4 protein-coding genes and 1 pseudogene are annotated in these 4,899 nt (G+C 41.3%); all 5 read left to right on the plus strand.

Translation table 11 applies throughout. The features are described from left to right. Nucleotides 1–1,140: pseudogene (locus tag CSD97_RS18525) on the plus strand (hypothetical protein); the annotation flags it as partial. A gap of 193 nt (nucleotides 1,141–1,333) precedes the next feature. Beyond that, nucleotides 1,334–2,461: an ATP-binding protein gene (locus tag CSD97_RS18530; RefSeq protein ID WP_008661922.1), complete on the plus strand. Its 1,128-nt coding sequence runs from the start codon at nucleotides 1,334–1,336 to the stop codon at nucleotides 2,459–2,461. Nucleotides 2,462–2,750: 289 nt separating this feature from the next. After that, on the plus strand, nucleotides 2,751–3,038 hold the full coding sequence (locus CSD97_RS18535; RefSeq protein ID WP_009037333.1) for a HEPN domain-containing protein: 288 nt from the start codon (nucleotides 2,751–2,753) through the stop codon (nucleotides 3,036–3,038). Next, nucleotides 3,017–3,316, plus strand: coding sequence for a nucleotidyltransferase domain-containing protein (locus tag CSD97_RS18540; RefSeq protein ID WP_008661919.1), 300 nt, complete (start codon nucleotides 3,017–3,019; stop codon nucleotides 3,314–3,316). Before CSD97_RS18535 ends, CSD97_RS18540 begins: the two co-directional genes overlap by 22 nt. A 288-nt stretch (nucleotides 3,317–3,604) precedes the next feature. Next, on the plus strand, nucleotides 3,605–4,558 hold the full coding sequence (locus CSD97_RS18545) for a site-specific integrase (RefSeq protein WP_098032901.1): 954 nt from the start codon (nucleotides 3,605–3,607) through the stop codon (nucleotides 4,556–4,558). Nucleotides 4,559–4,899 lie beyond the last annotated feature (341 nt).

Below are 4,899 nucleotides of genomic sequence, written 5' to 3' on the forward strand. Positions count from 1 at the left end.
AAGGTTGGAAGCATTACTTGGGCAGACGGCAAGGCTCTTACTGAAAAGACAATCACAGTAAACGGTGTGAAATATGGTAAGGATGGAACTGCATTCGATGAAAACTGGATTACAACAATTGATGCAAGCACTCTTTATGTTAAAAACAGTGCAGGTCAATATGTTTCAGCGGCTGGCTCTAAGATTCAGACCCCGTTGTACATCAAGTTCAATTTCGATTACACTAAAGCATTCCCTGCTGAAGAAAGCTATCAAATTGTATTGGGCTTGAAGAAAGCTGGTGCCACAGTAAACGCCTTTGAAATTCCTGTTAAGGTAACTATCAAGTCTCCGGCTGAATCTGCAGTATCTCCGTTCAGCAGACTGTCTGCTTACTTCGTTGGTGACAACGCTGTAGCTTACGGTTCAGCAAATGGTACAAATGTGGAATACAACTTGTTCAAGCTGTACAAAGACATGGGTACTGAAAAGGGTAATGTAGCGTTTACTGAGACTCTTCACGAAATTGATGGACACAATTGTGCTGCATGGATTGTTGAAACTCCGACTAATCCTGGTGACATCAGCGTTAAGGTATACGACAATGCTCAGAATGCAGACAACAGAGACAACGTTTACTCAACTCGTGAAATCCAGGCTGCTTACACTGTATTCGGCAACGTTCACATCGCTAAGATTGTAGATAAATTCAACTTGACAGTTAAGTCTGAAATCAAGGAAGGTGTCTTGGAAGCTACTACAGCTGCAAATGCTTCAGGCAATGGTGTTAGTCCTATCAAGGTTAGCTTGAAGAACATCACTGCTAAGGATGTTTACGGAGAGGCTTATAACTTGACTCAAATGTATAAGAAATCCGGCAGTACTTATGTAGCAGATACAGCTGAGCCTATGGATAGCAGAATCCAAAGTGTGAAAGTTGTTTTGGCTGACGACAATGCCAAAGAATATCTGGCTATTGAAGACCATAGTGGAAGTCAGTTTGCTCCGACTGGAACCGATGCTTACTCCTACTTCTCAGTAGTGAAGAAGAGCGCAGAAACTGCATTGCAGAACGATGTTCCATGTAAGGTTTCTCTCGTTGTACTTGACAAGTGGGGTGCTACCACAACCACTACTGTAACAATTACTTTGAAGAAGTAAAACATACAGAAGATAGATAAATTTGAGGGTATTCCTTGCGGAATACCCTCTTTTTTTCCCCATGCAGTGCACAATCTCTTCTTCTTTTATATCTACAACTTTACTCCCGGAAATAATAATTATCATTTTATGATAATCATCTTTTGGTAATTGCAATATTTCTCCTATATTTGCCTACATAACAAGTAATCATATGAAAAATCCATTTGTTACAAACGGCTATGTATCACCGGAATATTTCTGTGACAGAGAGAAAGAAACGGCTAAAATTGTCTCACTTTTGACGAATGAGAACAACATTGCATTGATTTCCCCACGCAGATTAGGCAAAACAGACTTGCTGCGGCATTGTTTTGGACAGCCGGAAATCAAGGAGCATTACCACACTTTCATCATCGATATCTATGCCACAAGCTCTGTACGCGATTTTGTGAATGTTTTCGGCAAGGCTGTACTGGATGAACTACGTCCAAAAGGAAAATCCGTATGGGGTACCTTCTTGAATGTACTGGCCTCCCTTCGTTCCGAAATAACATTCGACATGAATGGACAGCCTACCTGGGGAATCGGTCTGGGAGCTATAACTAATCCCTCTGCAACATTGGATGAGATATTCTCCTATCTGAATAATGCCGGGAAGCCTTGCCTAATCGCCATTGATGAATTCCAGCAAATAACCAAATATGCAGACGATCCCAACATAGAAGCGGCACTACGGACACATATACAACGCTGTTCCAATGCCCACTTTGTCTTCTCCGGGTCCCATAGGCATCTGATGGGGGCAATGTTTACTTCTCCGGCACGTCCATTCTATCAATCAGTCACATTGATAAACCTGCCTCCCATTTCTGTTGATAAATACGCAGAGTTCTGTCTTAAGCACTTTGAACGGGTAAGCAAACACTTGGACACATTAGTGGTAACAGAGCTATATGAGCGCTTCAATGGTATAACTTCGTATATGCAGAAGGTTATGAACATTTTATTTTCCATGACTGGAACTGGAGAAATATGTATCCCCTCAATGATAGATACTGCCATTAACGACCTTCTGGACTTTTCTGCCGACACCTATGATGCCTTATTATATCAGATGCCCGAAAAGCAACGTATTGTATTTATGGCAATTGCGGCAGAAGGGAAAGCCAAGGCCATCTCAAGCGGTGATTTTGTGCGTAAATACAAGTTGCAATCTGCCAGTTCTGTCTCTTCAGCTGTAAAAGGACTACTGGAAAAAGACTTTATTACCTATGATAAAGGCATTTACCAGGTATATGATCAGTTCTTCCAACTTTGGTTGCAAAGGAATAAGCTTTAATGGTTTCTTTCTTGAATCTTATATTCATTCTATAAACAATTTAGAAAAGAGTAGAAATGCAGCAGGCTTTGCAAAATATAATTATAAGACTAAAGTAAATACCTTCAATATGGTTCCAACGGATAAAATGTTGTAGCAAATCATTGTTGTTTGAAGGATAATAACTATCTTTGTTCTAAAGACTCGAAATATGGATAGTAAAGTAACCTTATTGGATTGAGATGTCAGATTATGATTTGGAAACAGCGAATGCAATGTTGCTTACAGGCCGTTATCTCTATGTCGGTTCATGTGCCATCAAACAATAGAGAAAATTCTCAAAGCATATTGGACTAATTGCTTAATGGAAGTTCCTCTAAAGATACATTCACTATCCAGACTTGCGGAGAGAACGGGATTGGACAAGCAATTGTCGGAGGAGCAGTTAGACTTTATAGACAAACTTGAACCTCTTAATATAGAAGCCCGTTACCCCTCTTATAAAGAAAGATTAATGAAGAGCTTAACCAAAGAATACTGTGCTGAACTTTTGAGCCAAACTAAAGAGTTGCAATTATGGATAAAGAACAAGCTATAAACCTTGCCAAACGCTATAAGGAAATGGTAGCGGAGAAGTTACCATTAAAGGCCCTTTATCTTTATGGTTCGTACAGTAAAGGAAATTATAGAGCAGACAGCGATATAGATATTGCTGTGATAGTAGAACGCCTGGATGACGATTATTTTAAAGATACTCCTCTATTGTGGAAACTTAGACGCAAGATAAGTAACCTTATAGAGCCAGTCCTACTTACAGAAGATATGGACAATCCTCTTTATTGTGATATTAGAAAAACTGGAATTCTAATACAATGAAGTCTTGTTTATCACATGCCATCTATTTCTATAATTTATATTCTTTTTTACTTCCAACGCATATTCTTCTTCTAAATCTTCGTACCATACCAAGTACTGCGAAATACATACCTGAGCGTTTTTCTCTTACTTATTCCCTTCTTCATCCAATCCCTATCATGACTTAAACATTTTTCTCTTGCAGCAATAATCACTTGATATTGCAAAAAATGAAGAATATGAAATCATTGTATTTGCAGCTATAATTGTATATACTTGTAAGGTAAACCTTTTATAAATAAATTGGAAATGAATAGAAATGAAATTACCTTACAAGAGATGTTCTCCTCAGTCATCGGGGAACTCCGGGAAGGCGGCAGGTGGGGGACGGCACACATCTACCAGTCAGCGGTGAATGCATTCTCGGCATTCACCAAATGGCAACCGATGCCCATGCGCAAACTGAGCCCGACCGTACTGAAGAGATTCGAAAACTTCCTCAGGCAGAGGAACTGCAGTTGGAACACCGTATCCACCTACATCAAGACGGTACGCTCGGTGTATAACCGGGCGGTGGACAGAAAGTACATACGGTATGTACCCAGACTGTTTGAGCATGTGTATACCGGCACACGGGCAGACAGGAAGAAGGCGCTCGAAGCATCAGACATCAGCAGCCTGGTAAGGGAGACGGAAAGGAGCCTGCAAGGAGGGACGCTCCCAAACGCACAGCAAAAAACAAGGATTTTCTTCGTACTCATGTTCATGCTCAGGGGCATACCCTTTGTGGATCTGGCATACCTGCACAAAAGGGACCTGCAGGGAAATATACTATCGTACAGACGACGGAAGACGGGACGGGCGCTGACCGTATCACTCACACCCGAAGCCATGCAGATGGTGAGAATAATAGCAAACAAGGACAAGGACTCTCCTTATTTATTCCCCATATTACAAAGTGAGGAAGGGTCGGAAGCCGCATACCGGGAATACCAGTCGGCACTCAGGGCATTCAACCAGCGGCTGGCAGTACTCAGGCAGTGCTTGGGAATGCAGTCGGCACTCAGTAGTTATGCGGCGAGACATACTTGGGCCACAATGGCTTATCACTGCGAGATACATCCCGGAATCATATCGGAAGCCATGGGGCACTCCTCCATCACGGTGACGGAAACCTATCTGAAGCCTTTCAGCAACAGAAAGATTGACGAGGCCAATCAGAGGGTAATTTCTTTTGTAAGAAGTGGAGCGTGTACAGTATAAAAGACGTTACTTCTTTTGATAGGATAGAATAGATTTGTTGCGCATTTTCCGGAGTCTTCAAAATGAGTTTTGAGGAACGGAATGGTGTTGCCTTTACGGAGCTTCCATCGGTGCTGTCAATATGCTGTTATTCAACCTTTTGAACTGAAAAATACATACTTTCATTTTTTGAAAGCCTCATTTCATCACTTTCCCACTGTCACTTTTCTGGACTTCCAATCCTCTTTCCAATATCCTAACGGGCTGATTTTTACTATTCCAGACAAAACCCACCTATTTTCTCCTTATTCCTTGATTATTAACGGAATTAACAGGATTTCATTACCTGCGAAGTAACGGAA

Source organism: Bacteroides sp. AR29 (genome assembly GCF_900217715.1).
Classification (GTDB): Bacteria; Bacteroidota; Bacteroidia; order Bacteroidales; family Bacteroidaceae; genus Bacteroides; species Bacteroides uniformis.

Excerpts from the sequence above, each read along its gene's own strand:
- CSD97_RS18540 (WP_008661919.1), top strand. The coding sequence starts at position 3,017 with ATGGATAAAGAACAAGCTATAAACCTTGCCAAACGCTATAAGGAAATG.
- CSD97_RS18545 (WP_098032901.1), top strand. The coding sequence starts at position 3,605 with ATGAATAGAAATGAAATTACCTTACAAGAGATGTTCTCCTCAGTCATC.
- CSD97_RS18535 (WP_009037333.1), top strand. The coding sequence starts at position 2,751 with ATGTGCCATCAAACAATAGAGAAAATTCTCAAAGCATATTGGACTAAT.
- CSD97_RS18530 (WP_008661922.1), top strand. The coding sequence starts at position 1,334 with ATGAAAAATCCATTTGTTACAAACGGCTATGTATCACCGGAATATTTC.